15 protein-coding genes are annotated in these 14,822 nt (G+C 74.7%); 5 read left to right on the top strand and 10 right to left on the bottom strand.

The window, feature by feature from the left end; translation table 11 throughout:
• Positions 1 to 79 precede the first annotated feature (79 nt).
• Complete coding sequence (locus Q0848_RS13685) at positions 80 to 433, top strand: L-rhamnose mutarotase (protein WP_299038468.1); 354 nt, start codon at positions 80 to 82, stop codon at positions 431 to 433.
• Position 434: 1 nt separating this feature from the next.
• A complete protein-coding gene (locus Q0848_RS13680; RefSeq protein WP_299038467.1) occupies positions 435 to 1,136 on the top strand; it encodes a FadR/GntR family transcriptional regulator in 702 nt (233 codons plus the stop codon).
• 60 nt (positions 1,137 to 1,196) lie between these two features.
• On the opposite strand, the gene Q0848_RS13675 is transcribed toward Q0848_RS13680, so the two are convergent.
• The 5 genes from Q0848_RS13675 to Q0848_RS13655 form a co-directional block, all read right to left on the bottom strand.
• On the bottom strand, positions 1,197 to 2,546 hold the full coding sequence (locus tag Q0848_RS13675) for an alpha-L-fucosidase (RefSeq protein WP_299038464.1): 1,350 nt from the start codon (positions 2,544 to 2,546) through the stop codon (positions 1,197 to 1,199).
• A gap of 13 nt (positions 2,547 to 2,559) precedes the next feature.
• On the bottom strand, positions 2,560 to 3,459 hold the full coding sequence (locus Q0848_RS13670; RefSeq protein ID WP_299038462.1) for an amidohydrolase: 900 nt from the start codon (positions 3,457 to 3,459) through the stop codon (positions 2,560 to 2,562).
• Complete coding sequence (locus Q0848_RS13665) at positions 3,456 to 4,469, bottom strand: aldo/keto reductase (protein ID WP_299038460.1); 1,014 nt, start codon at positions 4,467 to 4,469, stop codon at positions 3,456 to 3,458. Before Q0848_RS13665 ends, Q0848_RS13670 begins: the two co-directional genes overlap by 4 nt.
• Position 4,470: 1 nt before the next feature.
• Positions 4,471 to 5,274, bottom strand: coding sequence for a carbohydrate ABC transporter permease (locus tag Q0848_RS13660; protein WP_299038458.1), 804 nt, complete (start codon positions 5,272 to 5,274; stop codon positions 4,471 to 4,473).
• A gap of 94 nt (positions 5,275 to 5,368) precedes the next feature.
• Entirely contained in the window at positions 5,369 to 6,190 is an 822-nt protein-coding gene (locus tag Q0848_RS13655) for a carbohydrate ABC transporter permease (RefSeq protein WP_299038456.1), read from the bottom strand.
• A 10-nt stretch (positions 6,191 to 6,200) separates the two neighbouring features.
• On the opposite strand from Q0848_RS13655, the gene Q0848_RS13650 reads away from it, so the two are divergent.
• A complete protein-coding gene (locus Q0848_RS13650) occupies positions 6,201 to 6,362 on the top strand; it encodes a hypothetical protein (protein WP_299038454.1) in 162 nt (53 codons plus the stop codon).
• A 37-nt stretch (positions 6,363 to 6,399) separates the two neighbouring features.
• Here the strand turns inward: Q0848_RS13650 and Q0848_RS13645 are convergent, their stop codons facing one another.
• The 5 genes from Q0848_RS13645 to Q0848_RS13625 form a co-directional block, all read right to left on the bottom strand.
• Positions 6,400 to 7,668, bottom strand: coding sequence for a sugar ABC transporter substrate-binding protein (locus Q0848_RS13645; RefSeq protein ID WP_299038452.1), 1,269 nt, complete (start codon positions 7,666 to 7,668; stop codon positions 6,400 to 6,402).
• A 76-nt stretch (positions 7,669 to 7,744) separates the two neighbouring features.
• Positions 7,745 to 8,515, bottom strand: a complete 771-nt coding sequence (locus Q0848_RS13640; RefSeq protein WP_299038450.1) for an SDR family NAD(P)-dependent oxidoreductase — start codon at positions 8,513 to 8,515, stop codon at positions 7,745 to 7,747.
• Complete coding sequence (locus Q0848_RS13635) at positions 8,512 to 9,852, bottom strand: enolase C-terminal domain-like protein (RefSeq protein WP_299038449.1); 1,341 nt, start codon at positions 9,850 to 9,852, stop codon at positions 8,512 to 8,514. Before Q0848_RS13635 ends, Q0848_RS13640 begins: the two co-directional genes overlap by 4 nt.
• Entirely contained in the window at positions 9,852 to 10,700 is an 849-nt protein-coding gene (locus Q0848_RS13630; protein WP_366146605.1) for a fumarylacetoacetate hydrolase family protein, read from the bottom strand. The genes Q0848_RS13635 and Q0848_RS13630 overlap by 1 nt, the downstream gene beginning before the upstream one ends.
• Before the next feature lie 260 nt (positions 10,701 to 10,960).
• A complete protein-coding gene (locus Q0848_RS13625; RefSeq protein WP_299038445.1) occupies positions 10,961 to 11,581 on the bottom strand; it encodes a TetR/AcrR family transcriptional regulator in 621 nt (206 codons plus the stop codon).
• Positions 11,582 to 12,135: 554 nt separating this feature from the next.
• Here Q0848_RS13625 and Q0848_RS13620 point away from each other — a divergent pair.
• A complete protein-coding gene (locus tag Q0848_RS13620; protein WP_299038443.1) occupies positions 12,136 to 13,767 on the top strand; it encodes a methyl-accepting chemotaxis protein in 1,632 nt (543 codons plus the stop codon).
• A 216-nt stretch (positions 13,768 to 13,983) separates the two neighbouring features.
• Complete coding sequence (locus Q0848_RS13615; protein WP_299038441.1) at positions 13,984 to 14,760, top strand: SIS domain-containing protein; 777 nt, start codon at positions 13,984 to 13,986, stop codon at positions 14,758 to 14,760.
• Positions 14,761 to 14,822 lie beyond the last annotated feature (62 nt).

Below are 14,822 nucleotides of genomic sequence, written 5' to 3'. Positions count from 1 at the left end.
CGCGGGCGGAGAACGGGTGTCGAGACATCCGATGTATCATCGACGCCGCTGATGCCCGCGTCGACGAGAAGGAGCGCGCATGGTCCAGCGAGCCCTCCACACCCGCCTGCGGCCCGAGGCGCTCGAGGCCTACGACCGCCTCCACGCCGCCGTCCCGGAGGACCTGCTCGCAGCGCTCGCCGACGCCGGTGTCCGCGACTGGCGCATCTGGCGCAGCGGACGTGACGTCTTCCACCTCGTGGACGTCGAGGACTACCAGGCCATGCGCGAGCACCTGCGCGACCACCCGGCGAACGTCGCCTGGCAGGCCCTGGTGACGCCGCTGCAGTCCCTCGTCGACGACTACTCGGGCGACGACGACGGACTGCCTCCCGTCTGGAGCTTCGCCGAGCAGCAGCGGGCCGGCGGCGACGGCGCTGGGGGCGTGCGCTGAGATGGCCCTCACCGACGAGGCCATCGACAAGATCAAGCAGATGATCATCACAGGCCAGGTGCAGCCGGGGGAGCGTCTGCCTCGTGAGGCCGAGCTCGGGACGATGCTCGGGCTCTCGCGCAACTCGCTGCGCGAGGCGGTGCGGGCGCTGAGCCTCATCAACGTCCTGGACGTGCGCCAGGGCGACGGCACGTACGTCACGAGCCTGGCGCCCGGGCTGCTCTTCGAGGCCATGGCGTTCGTGGTCGACGTCCAGCACGACGCCTCGGTCGTCGACTTCCTGGAGGTGCGTCGGATCCTCGAGCCGGTGGCCACCGCCATGGCCACCCGTCGGATGTCCGACGAGGACCTCGAGGGGCTCGGCCGGCTCGTCGACGACCTGGGGGAGGCGCCCAGCGTCGAGGAGCTCGTCGAGGCCGACCGCGAGTTCCACCGGCGCATCGCTGCGGCCTCGGGCAACGACGTCCTCGCCGCCGTCATCGAGAGCCTCTCCGGCCGCACGCACCGGGCGCGGGTGTGGCGCGGGCTCACGCAGGAGTCGGCCGTCGCGAGGACGCTGGACGAGCACCGCGCCATCTGGCAGGCCATGCGCGCGCGGCAGGCCGACGTGGCCCAGGCGTGGGCGAGCGTCCACGTCGCGGGCGTCGAGCAGTGGGTGCGCCAGGTCCTCGTCGAGGGCGACTCGTCCTCGCCCGCACCCTGAGGTCCGGCGCGGGACGGCCGGGGCGCCCTCTCGGGCGCCCCGGCCGTCCCGCGCAAGGGGTCAGCGCAGCGGCAGCTCGACCACGGACGGGCCGGCGACCCGCGCCGGCGGGAGGGTGAGGTGCACCCCGCCGTCGTCCACCCGCGCGTCGAGCGGCGTCCCGTCGAGCGACCGGGCGTCCTCGGGTCGCACACGCTCGGCTGCGACGTCGAGGTGCACGGCGCCCTCCCCCTGCACCACGGCGCGCAGGGCGTCGCCGGCGTGCAGCCAGCGCACCCAGGGGTCGTCGCCGGGGCGGGCGAGGTCCGCCCCGACGCGGTCGGCCGCGTCGAGGACGCCGGGGTGGGCCTCCATCCAGTCCCCGAGCTGCTCCAGGGTCCGGCGCTGCAGCTCGGGGATGCGTCCCGCGGCGTCCGGGCCCACGTTGAGCAGGAAGTTGCCGCCACGGGAGACCACGTCGAGGAGGTGGCGGGTCGCCGCCGGCCCGTCCATGTAGTGGTCGGCGGTCTCCACCTGGTTGTAGCCGAAGGAGAAGCCGACGCCGCGGCAGTTCTCCCACATCTCGCTGCTCTCGTTGTCGCGGCCCTGCTGGTACTCGCTGGTGCGGAAGTCCCAGTGGGTCAGACCCCACCGGTCGTTGACGACGCCGTCGGGCACGGCGGCGTAGTACTCGTCCAGGACGTGGGCGAAGCTCAGCGGTCCGTCGGGCTTGCCGGCATCGGGCCACTCGATGTCGCCCCACAGGACGTCGGGCCGGTAGCGGGCGACCAGGTCGCGCACGTGCGCGTTGGCGTAGGCGGTGTACTCCTCGTCGACCGGGCGGAAGGCCGCCGAGAAGTCCTCGTCCTCGATCGGCGGGTGCGGGCTCGCATGCCAGTCCAGCCCACCGGAGTAGTAGACGCCGAAGCGCATCCCGGCGTCGCGCACCGCTCGCCCGATGTCGCCGACGAGGTCGCGACGAGGGCCACGGCGCACGGTGTTGCGATCGCCCGTGCCGGGCGCGTCCCACAGCGCGATGCCGTCGTGGTGCTTGGTCGTCGGGACGACGTAGCGCGCGCCCGCGCGGGCGAAGAGCGCCGCCCAGTCGGCGGGGTCGAACTCCTCGGCGCCCCAGCGGTCGAGGAAGTCGTCGTAGGGCGCGCCGCCCCAGACCTCGTCCTGGTGCCGGCGGGCCGGGCTGCCCTCGATGCGGATGGTGTTGAAGTACCACTCGGCGTAGGGGTTGTGCGCGAACCACGTGCGCCGCTCGATGGTGCCGAGCTCGCCGATGGGCTCGGCCCACGCCGGGACGGAGTAGGCACCCCAGTGGATGAAGACGCCGAAACGGGCCGTGCGGTACCAGTCCGGCGTCGCGCGCTCGAAGCGCTGGTAGAGCTCGGGACGCTGCGGTGCGTCGTGGAACATGGCCATGGGGTGGTCCTCCCTAGCGGTGGTCGTGCGGGTCCGTGCGCGCGCCGTCGGGGCGGGCGAGGGCGTAGGTGCGGCAGGCGCTCCCGCCGAGGACGGCCCGCTGCTCGTCACCGGTCAACCCGGCTACCCAGCCGCGCGTGCGCGCGACCACCTCGGCGTACGGGGCGGCGAGCGCGCTGACGGGCCAGTCCGTGCCGGCGACGAGCCGCTCTGGCCCGAAGGCGGCGAGCAGGTGGTCCACCGAGGGCTGCAGCGACCCCGGCTCGGCGTCCGCCGGCACCTGGGTGAGCAGGCCCGAGAGCTTGCCGACCACCTGCGGGCGGCGGGCGAGCTCGGCGACGTCCTCGGCCCAGCACGCCCAGGTCGGCGAGCCGACCGGTGGCTTGGCGCCGTGGTCGAGGAGCAGGCGCGCGTCGGGCACGGCGTCGGCGAGGGCGGCCGCGGAGGGCAGCTGGTCGGGGCGGACCAGCAGGTCGTAGGCGAGACCGGCGCGGGCCACCGCCGTCACCCCCCGGGCGACCGCTGGCCGCCGCAGCCACTCCCGCTCCTCCTCCTCGACCTGGTGGCGCACCCCGACCAGCAGCTCGCCGCCGGGCCCGGCGCGCAGCGCGTCGAGCCGTGCGCCCACGTCCTGCGAGAGCAGGTCGACCCAGCCGACGACGCCGGCCACCAGGCCACCCGACGACGAGGCCGCACCGAGCAGCGCGCGCGTCTCCTCCTCGGTGCCGACGGCCTGGACGACGACGGTCCGGCTCACGCCGGTGCCGGCCGTCGCGGAGCGCAGGTCGTCGACGTCGAAGCGCCGGTGCAGGAGCTCCAGGCCGTCGCCCTCCAGGAAGGGGTAGGTGCGCTCCCGTGGATCCCACAGGTGGTGGTGCGCGTCGAGCAGCTCGACGTCCTCGACCGCTGTCACCGGGAACCGGCGCCCGAAGGAGCGGGGACGGCGACGTCCTCGCGCAGGAGGCCCCGGGCGCGCAGGTCCCCCCACAGGTCGGCGGGCACGTCGACGTCGAGCAGGTCCGCGTCGGCGTGCACCTCCTGCGGGCTGCGCATGCCCAGGAGCGCCCCGCAGACCCCCTGCTGCGCGAGCGCGAACTGCAGGGCCGCAGCCGGGAGCGGGACGCCGTGCTCGGTGCAGGCGCTCGCCGTGCGGCGGGCGCGCTCCAGCACGGGCGCCGGGGCGGGCGCGTACTCGTACGTGGCGTCGTCGGCCGGCCAGTCGCGCGCCAGCAGTCCCGAGGCGAAGACGCCGCCGAGGAGCACCGAGGTGCCCGCCCGCGCCGCGGCCGGCAGCAGGTCGTCCGCCGCCGGCTGCTCCAGCAGCGTGCACCGCCCCGCGCACAGGACGACGTCGAGGTCGAAGCGCTCGACGAAGCGGGTCAGCATCGCCGACTGGTTCATGCCGGCCCCGACGGCCCGCACCACGCCCTGCTCGCGCAGCTCCAGGAGAGCGGGCAGCGCGCCCTCGACCGCCTCGCGCTCGAAGTCGTCGGGGTCGTGGACGAGCAGGACGTCGAGGCGGTCGGCGCCGAGGCGGACCAGGGTGTCCTCCACCGAGCGCAGGACGCCGTCGCGCGAGTAGTCGCGCCGGCGCCGGTGGTCGGCCGGGACGTCGAAGCCGTTGTCGAGGTCGCGCGCGTCGCCGGGGTCCTCCACTGGCTCTAGGACCCTCCCGACCTTGGAGGAGAGCAGGTGCTCCGCGCGCGGGCGACCCACCAGGGCCGCGCCGAGGCGCCGCTCGGCGAGGCCGAGCCCGTAGTGCGGCGCGACGTCGAAGGTGCGGACCCCGCGGTCCCACGCCGCGTCGACGGCCGCGGCCGCCTGCTCGTCGCTGACGGCCGCGTAGAGGTTGCCGAGGGCGGCGGCGCCGAAGCCGAGGACGGTGGTGCGCAGTCCGGTGCGGCCGACGGGTCGGGTGCGCACGTCACCGCCCCCCGAGCCCGGCCGTCGCGATGCCGCTCACCAGGTGCCGCCGCAGCACCAGGAGCAGGAGCACGGTCGGGACCATCGAGACGACCGAGGCCGCCATGACCAGGTTCCACTGGCTGCCCTGCTGGCTGAAGAACAGGCTCAGCCCCAGCGGCACGGTGCCCTTGTCCTCGATCGTGTTGGTGATGACGAGGGGCCACAGGAAGCTGTTCCAGTACTGGATGAAGGTGAAGACGGCCAGCACCGCGAGCGAGGGACGGGCCAGCGGCAGCATCACCGACCAGAAGGTGCGGAACTTCCCCGCGCCGTCGATGACGGCGGCGTCGGACAGCTCCTGCGGCACGGTCAGGAAGAACTGCCGCAGGAGGAACACCCCGAACGCGGTGAAGGCCCACGGGAAGATCAGCGCCCGGTAGGTGTCGACCCATCCGAACGTCTGCATCAGGGAGAACATCGGCACGACGAGGATCTCCTGCGGGATCATCAGCGTGACGAGGAAGACGCCGAACAGCGCGTCCCGCCCGCGCCAGCGCAACCGGGAGAAGGCGTACGCCGACAGGCTGGCGGTCACCAGCGTGATCAGCGTCCCGGCCGTGGCGACGAAGACGCCGTTGAGGATGAACCGCTGGAACGGCAGGTAGGTGAGGGCGTCGACGTAGTTGCTCCACCGCAGCTCGCTGCCCACGAGCGTCGGGGGCACGGAGAAGACCTCGCTCGCCGGCTTCAGCGACGTCGCCACGGTGTAGACGAGCGGGAGGAGGAAGAGGCCGGCCACCAGCCACAGCAGCACGGCGGACACCGCGTGACGGACGGTGCCGCGGGGCCTGCCGCGCTCGGGCCGGCCGTCGACCGGACCGGCGACGGGGAGCACCGTCGGGCGAGGGCTCGCCAGCTCAGACATCGTAGTTCACCCACTTCTTCTGGCCCGCGAACTGCACGGCGGTGACGAGGAGGATGAGCGCGAAGAGCACCCACGCGGCGGCGGCGGCGCTGCCGAGGGCGAAGGAGGCGAAGCCCTGGCGGTAGACGAAGAGGACGAGCGTCTCGGTCGCGACGCCGGGCCCGCCGCCGGTCAGCAGGTACGGCTGGGCGAAGACCTGGAAGGTCGTGATGAGCGTCATGGTGGACGCGAAGAACATCGACGGGGAGATCATGGGCAGCGTGATGTGCCGCAGGCGCGACCAGGCGGAGACGCCGTCCAGGCTCGCGGCCTCGTTGATGCTCGCGGGGATGCCGTCCAGGGCGGCCGAGAAGACGAGCATGTTGTAGCCGAACCCCTGCCACACGCTCATGAGGACGAGCGAGGCCATCGCCCACCGGGGGTCGCCCAGGAAGTTCGGGGCGTCGACGCCGGCCGACTGCGCGAGCCCGTCCAGAGCGCCGCCGGGGGTGTAGATCATCCGCCAGACGAGGACGTTGGCGACGATCGGCGTGACGACGGGGATGAAGAAGATCACCCTCAGCGCCTGCCGTCCGCGGCGCACCGAGGCCACCCACAGGGCGATCCCGAGCGAGACCAGGAGGTTCAGGGGCAGGTACAGCACCGTGAACAGGACGGTGTTGAGCACCACGCGGCGGAACTGCGGACTCGTCAGCAGGTCGACGTAGTTGCCGACGCCGCGCACCGAGCGCTCACCGATGATCGGCCACGAGTAGAAGCTCATGACGAGCGACATGCCGATCGGGACGGCGGTGAAGAGGGCGAGGCCGAGCATGCTCGGTGCCGTGAACCCCAGGGCGGGCACGAGGTCGTCACGCCGGCCCCGCGACGGCCTCGGGGCGGGTGTCGAGGCGGACGTGGACGCGGAGGGCGCCGGGGGTCTCGCCGTGCTGCTGACGCTCATGGGCGCCGCCTCCTCAGGAGCGGTGGTGGCCGTGGGGGGATGAGCGGGCGGGGACGACCGAGGGCCGCCCCCGCCGTCGGTCACCGGCCGCCGTACTGGGCCTGGATCTGCTCGAGCGCGTCGGGCGCCTCGCTGCTGCCGTTGAGGACCGGACCGACGAACTGGATGACCGCGGTGCCGACCTGGGCCCAGTCGTCCGTCACCCGCATGGGCTCGGCGCTCTCGGTCGCGGCTGCGAGCGCCTCCTGGGCGCCCGCCGGGGCGTTGTCGAACCAGGCCTGCTGCGCCGAGGTGCGCGACGGCAGCGCCCGCCCGTCGGAGGCCAGCTGGGTCAGGACCTCCGTGCTGGTCAGCGTCCGGATCGCCTCGAAGGCGGCCTCGGGCTCCGGGCAGGACGCGGAGACGCCGAAGCCCGAGCCCGCCGACAGCGTCCGAGGACCGGCCTCCCCGGCCGGCAGGGTCACGACGCCGACCTCGAAGTCGCTCTGGCTCTGGATGTTCAGCAGGTCCCAGGGGCCGTCGGGGACCATCGCGGTGGTCTGCGCGATGAAGGCGTTGTAGGGGGCCGTCGAGTCGACGCCCGCCACCTGGGGGGCGACCTGCTGCTCGTGGACGAGGTCGCCGTACCAGCTGACGCCGTCGACCAGGGCCGGGTCGGTCAGCTGCAGCGTCCCGTCCTCGGCGACGGGCTGGACGCCGGTGCGGGCGAGGACGGAGGAGAACATGACCAGGTCGGAGGGGAAGGCGGAGACGCCGTAGGCGCCGTCCGCGGAGAGCGCCTGCGCGGCGGACTCGAACTCCTCGACCCCCCAGCCGATCTGCGGCTCGGGCACGCCCGCCTCGGCGAAGCGCTCCTTGTTGTAGAGCATGACCATCGGGCCGTCGTCGTACGGCAGGGCGTACTGGCTGCCGTCGTCGCCCTGGAGACCGGCGAGCGAGGCGTCGGTGAAGTCCGACATGTCCTCGCCGGAGGACTCGATGAGGTCGTCGAGCGGGAGGAGGCCGGCCTGCAGGGCGCCGAGGCGCAGGCTCTGGACGCTGACGATGCAGGGTGCCGAGCCACCGCCGATCCGGGTGGCCATCTTGGTGAAGTACTCGTCGAAGGACGAGGTCTCCAGCTCCACCGTGAGCGAGGGGTCCGCCTCGTGCACGGCGTCGGCCGCGGCCTGCCAGGCATCGCGCTCGGCGGTGCCGCCCGACCACATCGCCCACGTCAGGGTCGTGTTGCCGTCGGAGTCCGTCGACCCTCCCGAGCCGCCCGACCCCCCTCCGCTGTCGCCCCCGCACCCGGCGGCGAGCGCCAGCCCCATGGCGGCGATGACGGCGACTGGTGCAGTGGTCTTCCTCATGGGTGTCTCCTCGTCGAGAACGGGTGCCCCGTGGTGCCGGGGCGGGCGGTGCGGTGGTGGCGGTGCCGCGGTGGGGTCAGGCCCGTCGGCCGGGCAGCCGGAGCCCCTGCATCCCGCCGTCGACGGCCAGGGCGGTCCCGGTCGTGGCCCCCGAGCGGGGGTCGGCGAGGGAGGCGACGGCGTGGGCGACCTCGTCCGCGGTGACGAGCCGTCCCGACGGCTGCCGCGCCTCGAGCGCGGCGCGCTCGCGGGCCGGGTCGTCGGCGGAGTCCAGGAGCCGCTGCACCCAGGGGGTGTCGGCCGTCCCGGGGTTGATCGCGCAGAAGCGGACCCCCTCGGCCAGGTGGTCGGCGGCCATCGCGAGGACGAGAGACTGCAGCGCGCCCTTGGTGGCCGAGTACAGGGCCCGTCGCGGCAGCCCGGCGGTGGCCGCGATCGAGCACGTCGTCACGACGACGGCGTGGTCCGAGCGCCGCAGGTGCGGCAGGGCGGCACGGGTGACCCGCACCGTCCCGACGACGTTGACGTCGAGCACCCGGTGCCACTCGTCGTCGTCGTTGTCCTCGACGGTGCCCTGGGCGCCGATGCCGGCGTTGTTCACGAGGACGTCGAGCCCGCCCAGGCGCTCGACCGCCTGCTCCACGGCGCGGCGGACGGCGGCGTCGTCGGCCAGGTCCGCCTGCACGGCGTCCGGGTCGCCGCCCGGGTCCACCCGGTCGAGGACGACGACGCGGGCGCCGTCGGCCCGCAGCCGTTCCACGACGGCGGCGCCGATCCCCGAGGCCCCGCCCGTGACGAGGGCGCGGGCGCCCGAGAGGCCGTGGCTCCCGTGCGTCGGTGCGCTCACGGCGCCACCCCGTCCAGCACGGCGTCGTCCGTCGGTGCACCTGCGCGCCAGACCGGCCCGTCGGGGAAGAGGTGGTCGGTGAGGGTCGCGGGGAGCATCTGCGCCGAGAAGCCCGGCGCCGAGGGCGCGCGGTAGCGCCCGTGCTCGACGACCACGGGATCCACGAAGTGCTCGTGGAGGTGGTCGACGTACTCGACGACGCGGTCGGTGGTGGTGCCGGAGACGGCGACGAGGTCGAACATCGAGAGGTGCTGCACCAGCTCGCACAGCCCGACACCCCCGGCGTGGGGGCACACCGGAACGTCGAACACCGCGGCCAGCAGGAGGATCGCCACGTTCTCGTTGACCCCGGCCACCCGGGCGGCGTCGATCTGCAGCACGTCGAGCGACCCGGCCTGCAGCATCTGCTTGAAGACGACCCGGTTCTGGACGTGCTCGCCGGTGGCGATCCTCACGGGCGCCACGGCCTCGCGGATCGTCGCGTGGCCGAGGACGTCGTCGGGGCTCGTGGGCTCCTCGACCCACCACGGGTCGAACGGCGCCAGGGCGCGGATCCAGGGGACGGCGTCCCCGACGTCCCACCGCTGGTTGGCGTCGACGGCGATGCGCACGTCCGGACCGACGGCCTCGCGGGCCAGGCGCATCCGCCGGACGTCGTCCTCCAGGCGGCTGCCGACCTTGAGCTTGATCTGGGTGAACCCCTCGGCGACGGCCTCCCGCGACAGGCGGACGAGCTTCTCGTCGGAGTAGCCGAGCCACCCGGGCGTCGTCGTGTAGGCCGGGTAGCCGGTGTCCAGCAGCGCCCGACGGCGCTCGGCCCGGCCGGGCTCGGCCCGCCGCAGGACCTCCAGCGCCCGGGCCTCGGTGAGGGCGTCGGTCAGGTAGCGGAAGTCGACGAGGGAGACCAGCTCCTCGGGGCTCATCGAGGACAGCAGCTCCCACAGCGGCAGGCCCGCGCGCTTGGCGCGCAGGTCCCACAGCGCGTTGACGACCGCGGAGACCGCCATGTGCATGACGCCCTTCTCCGGTCCCAGCCAGCGGAGCTGGGAGTCGTCGGCGAACCGGCGCCAGGTGGCGCCCATGTCCGACAGCAGGGCCTCCACGTCCCAGCCCACCACGTGGCCGGCGAGGGCGCGGATCGCCGCGACCTGCACGTCGTTGCCCCGCCCGATGGTGAAGGCGAACCCGTGGCCCTCGTGCCCGTCTCCGACGTCCGTGCCGATGACGAGGTAGGCGGCGGAGTAGTCGGGGTCCGGGTTCATGGCGTCCGACCCGTCGAGGTGGCGGGAGGTCGGGAAGCGGACGTCGTAGGTCTCGAACCGCGTGACGACGGCCATCACGCGGCCCCGAGCACCTGGCGCTGGCGGCCGAGCCCGGTGATCTCGCACTCGACCACCTGGCCGGCGCGCAGGAAGGGCTTCGGGTCCGGCTGGCCGAGGGCGACGCCGGCCGGGGTCCCCGTGTTGATGACGTCGCCCGGCTCCAGGACCATGAAGTGGCTGATGTAGCGGACGAGCTCCCCGACGCCGAAGACCATGTCCGCGGTGCTGCCGTCCTGGCGGAGGTCTCCGTCGACCCACAGCCGCACGTCGAGCGCCTGCGGGTCGGGCACCTCGTCCGCGGTCACGAGCCAGGGGCCGAGCGGGTTGAAGGTCTCGCAGCTCTTGCCCTTGTCCCACTGCCCGCCGCGCTCCAGCTGGTACTCGCGCTCGGACACGTCGTGGGAGACGGCGTACCCGAGGACGGCGTCCAGGCCCGCCGCGGCGTCCGGGAGGTAGCGCGCTGTGCGTCCGATGACGACGGCGAGCTCGACCTCGTAGTCCGTCTTCACGCTGCCACGAGGGATGAGCACCTCGTCATGGGGACCGACGACGGTCCGGCTGCTCTTGAGGAAGAGGACGGGCTCCGCCGGCAGCTGCGCCCCCGTCTCCGCCGCGTGGTCGGAGTAGTTGAGCCCGACGCAGACGACCGTGCCCGGGCGCGGCGTCGGCGGGCCGGTGCGCCGACCCGTAGGGTCGATCGTCGGCAAGCCACCCGATGAAAGGGCGCTCTCGATCGCCGACAGGGATGAGGAAGTCAGCGGTGCCGCACCGTCCACCACCGCGCTCAGGTCTGCCATCAAGCCGTCCGGCCTCGCGGCCGCCCACTGCTCCGCGCCGGGGTCGCCAAGTCGTACCAGCTTCATCGCTGCTCCAGACATCCGATGTCCACGCCGAGGACGGTGGCATAGGTGGGATGTCTCGGTCAACCCTTCGGGAGCGAGAGGTGGCCGACGAAGACGGCAGGGCTCAGCGCGCGCGGCCTTGGAGGTCCACGCGGGGCGCGGCGGGGGAGGGGTGCGCAAGCGGGGGGCGCGCACGCTGAGCCCTCCGGTCGACGGTCCTCCTCGACCGGACGGCCCGTCCGGACAGCCCGTCCGGACGGCCCGTCCGGTCGGAGCGCCGGTCAGCCGTGCGGGCGCAGGCCCTGCAGGAGCACGTCGACGTACCGGGCGGACGGCGCGAGGCGCCCCGGGCCGCACGAGACGGCGCGCGCGAGCCCGTACAGGAGCCGGCGCACGTCGTCGGGCGCGACGTCGTCGCGGACGTCGCCGGCGGTCCGGGCGCGGTCGAGCACCTGGCCGACGGCCGACTCGAGGCGCTCGGTGAGCGCCCGGGTGTCGACGCAGGCAGGCTCCTGCGCGGCGAGCACGGCTCCCAGCGCGGCGTCGGTCAGCTGCAGGCGCAGGCCGGTGCGCAGGACCGCCTCGAGCCCAGCGGAGCACTCGTCCGCCGCGGCTGTCTCGGCGGCCGCGACGAGCGCCTCGAGCCCGTCGGCGGCCAGCGCCTCCAGCAGCACCTGGCGGGTGGGGAAGTGCCGGTAGACCGTGCCGACGCCCACGCCGGCGGTGCGGGCGAGGACGTTCATCGCCAGGTCGCCGTCGGGAGCCGCCAGCTGCGCGGCGGCCGCTTCAAGCACCTGGGCGCGGTTGCGGGCGGCGTCGGCGCGCAGGCGCGCGGGTCGGGCGAGGGGCGCAGCGGACGGCGCCTCCGCCGGGGCTGACGATGCGGAGCGGTCGTCCGGCACGCGCCGACGCTAGCAGCGGGCGCGGAGACGAGCGGAGCGGTCGTCCGCCCAGGAGGCGGCCCGATGACGGTCAGCGGTCGAGCCGCGCCGTGGCCGGCGAGGGCAGCGGAGCGGTCGTCCGGAGACGAAGGTCGCCTGCCCGCCTGCCCGCCTGCCCGCCCGCCCGCCCGCCCGCCCGCCCGCCCGCCCGCCGGACGGACGGACGGCGCGGACGCGGAGGTGGCGCACCGGCAGCCGCAGGCCGCTGCAGCCGACGGGCGTCGACCCGGCCGGCTGCCGGTCGCTGACGACCAGCGTCGTCACGCCGCCGGGGGCGACCGGCGCTCGAGGCCGACGGCCTCCTCCGCGAGGCGTGCGGGCGCGCACGGACGTCGCGGCGCGGCGGGCGCAGCGCCTCGCCCGCTCGGGTCTCCCGCGGACGTCGGGCCCCGGGTCCGCTCATCTCGGAGGGCTCGTCGGCCGATGCGCGGGGGAGGACCCGACGCGGTCGCCGAGAGGCGACCGCGCCGACACCGGTTACCCCGACACCCCCGACACCCCAGGAGGAGCGCGCCATGGCCCGCGACGACCGCACCGGCACCACCACCGACGCACCCCGGACGGGCGTGCTCGGGCGCAGCGGTCTGCGGGGGCGCCTGATGGCCGCCTTCCTCGGGGTCACCGCCGTGACCGTCGCCGTCGGTGCGGTGGGCGTCGGCAGCACGGCGCTGGTGAGCGAGCGGGCGGACGACGTCTACCGGCTCGGCGCCGTCCCCCTCGACGCGCTGCGCGGCGTGGAGGCCGGCTACTGGCAGCTGCAGGCGGGCCAGGCCCGCATCGGCCTGCCGACCCTGGCGGAGGACCAGCGGGCGGCGGTCCAGGCCCAGAACGCGGAGTTGGCCGCTCAGCTCGCCGAGGAGCTGGAGACCGCCGCGGCCCTCGAGCTGTCCTCGCCGGCGCGCTCCGAGCTGGCGACGTTCACCGACGTGTACGGGCAGATGTCCGTCATCGGTGAGGAGGTCGTGACGGCGACCGTGGCCGGTGACCAGGACGCCGTCGTCGCCGCCGTCACGCAGCTGCAGCAGCTCGAGGTCCAGGCCCAGGAGGCGATCGCCGCGGCCACCCAGCTGGAGGGCCAGGAGGCCGAGCGGCTGGCCGCGGAGGCCGAGGAGGCGTTCCGCGGGGCGCGCCTGGTGACCGTGGTGCTCGTGGTGCTCGGTGCGCTGCTCTCCTTGGGGCTCGCCCTGGTCACCGCCCGGGGGGTCGCGCGGCCGGTGCAGGAGATCGGCGCGGTGCTCGAGCGCGTGGCGCGGGGCGACCTGACCGCGCGCGCCGGGGTCCGCGGTCCCCGCGAGCTGGTCGACATGGGTGCGGCCCTCAACCGCAGCCTGGAGGCCACGCGGGAGACCATGCGCGTCGTCAGCAGCTCCTCGACGGCGCTGGCGTCCGCCTCCCGCGACCTCACCGCGACGACCACCACCATCACCACGGGCCTCGACGAGGCCAACGGCCGGGCGGGAGCCGTCTCCGCGGCGGCGACGGAGGTCACCTCCGGCGTCCAGGGCGCCGCGGCGGGCTCGGAGCAGATGGCCGTGTCGATCCAGGAGATCGCCCACAGCGCCGCCGAGGCCGCCCGCGTGGCCCAGGAGGCCGTGGCGATCGCGGGGGAGACCACGCAGACCGTCGCCCAGCTCGGTGCGTCCTCGCAGGAGGTCGGCGCCGTCGTGCGCCTCATCACGAGCATCGCCGAGCAGACCAACCTGCTCGCGCTCAACGCGACGATCGAGGCGGCCCGCGCCGGTGCGGCGGGCAAGGGCTTCGCCGTCGTGGCCAGCGAGGTCAAGGAGCTGGCGCAGGAGACCGCCCGCGCCACCGAGGACATCGCCGGGCGCGTGCGGGCCATCCAGGACGACACGCGTGGCGCCGCAGCGGCCATCGACCGCATCACCGGCGTCGTCGGCCAGATCAACGACTACCAGATGACCATCGCCTCGGCCGTGGAGGAGCAGAGCGCCACGACGGCCGAGATGGGCCGCAGCGTGAGCGGCGCCGCCGCCTCGTCCCGGGAGATCGCGGACAGCGCGTCCGGCGTCGCCGACGCGACCGGGCGCTGCGCCGGCGGCCTCGCCGAGGCCCGGCGCTCGGCGGAGCAGCTGCACCGCCTCAGCGGTGACCTCGAGGCGGCCGTCCGGCGCTTCACCGTCTGACCGGCGGCGGCCGGCGCGCCGCAGCCCACCGCCCGCACCCCGGCGCGGGGCGACCTCTCCTCGGTCGGCCCGCGCCGGCGGCACGCCACCTGCCGGATGTCCGCCGTACCCCTGTTGTGAGCGAGGCATCTGCCCTACTGTCCCCTCCTGAGCGAACCGCTCAGATTCGCTCAGGGAGCGTCGTGCGGCGCCCCCTCCCGCGACGAGAGGACACCCGTGCCGTCCGAGACCCCCGCCCGATCCAGCGCCCGCGACCTCGAGGACGAGGTCGTCGGACGCCTGCGCAGGCTGACCGAGCTGGCCGCCGACGGCGGCCTCGACGAGGCGATCGCGCTCGTGGCCGACTGCGTGGCGTCGGGCGGGGTCGTGCACGCCTTCGGCACGGGCCACTCCGAGGCCTTCGCCATGGAGGTCGCGGGCCGTGCGGGCGGGCTCATGCCCACCAACCGCGTCGCCCTGCGCGACGCCGTCCTCCTCGGCGACCACGAGATCGACGAGCTGTACGGCCGCCCGCCGCTCGAGCGCGACCCGGCCATCGCCGAGGACCTGTTCGCCACGATCCCGCGCCAGGACGGCGACCTCTTCGTCATCGCCTCCAACTCCGGCGTCAACGGCTCGGTCGTCGGCGTCGCGCTGCTCGCCAAGCAGCACGGGCACCGCGTCGTCGCGGTGACGAGCCTGGCGCACACGGCCGCCGTCGAGCCCAAGCACCCCAGCGGCAAGCGCCTCTCGGAGGTCGCCGACGTGGTGCTGGACAACCTCGCGCCCTACGGCGACGCCACGCTCACGTCGGTCGGCGACATCGCCGTCGGTGCCGTGTCGTCGCTCACCTCCGCCTACCTCGCGCAGCTGCTGACCGTCGGCGCGGCCGAGCTGCTGGCCGCGCGCGGCCAGGAGGCCCCGCTGTACGTCTCCGCCAACATCCCCGGCGGCGACGACCACAACCACGAGCTCGAGGCCCGCTACGGAGACCGCATCCGCCGCGGGGCCTGAGCAGCACCCGCCCCAGCGCCCGGACGCAGCGTCGCGCCCCGGGCGCCCCACCGGCCGAGCAC

This window comes from uncultured Pseudokineococcus sp. (assembly GCF_947495735.1).
In the GTDB taxonomy this organism is placed as follows: Bacteria; Actinomycetota; Actinomycetes; order Actinomycetales; family Quadrisphaeraceae; genus Pseudokineococcus.
This window is presented reverse-complemented; position numbering and strand designations above follow the sequence as displayed.

Bases quoted from the DNA above. Each gene is read 5' to 3' on its own strand.
- Q0848_RS13675 (WP_299038464.1), bottom strand. From the start codon at position 2,546: ATGGCCATGTTCCACGACGCACCGCAGCGTCCCGAGCTCTACCAGCGC.
- Q0848_RS13680 (WP_299038467.1), top strand. From the start codon at position 435: ATGGCCCTCACCGACGAGGCCATCGACAAGATCAAGCAGATGATCATC.
- Q0848_RS13630 (WP_366146605.1), bottom strand. From the start codon at position 10,700: ATGAAGCTGGTACGACTTGGCGACCCCGGCGCGGAGCAGTGGGCGGCC.
- Q0848_RS13635 (WP_299038449.1), bottom strand. From the start codon at position 9,852: ATGGCCGTCGTCACGCGGTTCGAGACCTACGACGTCCGCTTCCCGACC.
- Q0848_RS13685 (WP_299038468.1), top strand. From the start codon at position 80: ATGGTCCAGCGAGCCCTCCACACCCGCCTGCGGCCCGAGGCGCTCGAG.
- Q0848_RS13645 (WP_299038452.1), bottom strand. From the start codon at position 7,668: ATGAGGAAGACCACTGCACCAGTCGCCGTCATCGCCGCCATGGGGCTG.
- Q0848_RS13655 (WP_299038456.1), bottom strand. From the start codon at position 6,190: ATGCTCGGCCTCGCCCTCTTCACCGCCGTCCCGATCGGCATGTCGCTC.
- Q0848_RS13620 (WP_299038443.1), top strand. From the start codon at position 12,136: ATGGCCCGCGACGACCGCACCGGCACCACCACCGACGCACCCCGGACG.